This is a genomic window from Pseudomonas sp. SIMBA_068 (assembly GCF_046534705.1).
In the GTDB taxonomy this organism is placed as follows: domain Bacteria; phylum Pseudomonadota; class Gammaproteobacteria; order Pseudomonadales; family Pseudomonadaceae; genus Aquipseudomonas; species Aquipseudomonas putida.
The window spans coordinates 1-228 of the sequence record NZ_JAWRYI010001925.1 but is presented as its reverse complement, the minus strand read 5'-3'; the positions used below and the strand labels follow the sequence as shown (position 1 = coordinate 228).

At 42.1% G+C, this 228-nt stretch carries 1 protein-coding gene; it reads right to left on the bottom strand.

What is annotated here, in order from left to right:
* The coding region (locus tag SB756_RS36505) for an enoyl-CoA hydratase/isomerase family protein (protein ID WP_410914143.1) at positions 1-228 on the bottom strand (228 nt) is incomplete at both ends.

Genomic DNA, 228 nt, shown 5'->3' with positions numbered 1-228 from the left:
ATGACCATTGAGGGCTGCAATAATAGGCATAGGAAACGTAACAATACGTTGTAGCAACTGTGTTATTTGCAACATAAAGTCAGAAATAGCCGCTGGTAAAATGCTTGGGTTTGCCATCCACTCAAGGTCAATACCCAGCGACCAGCTTTTGTCGCTTGCTGAGGTAAGTACCACCGAGTGAATGCTTTTATCAGCCTCTATATGATCAAGGTGTAAATTAAATTCAGC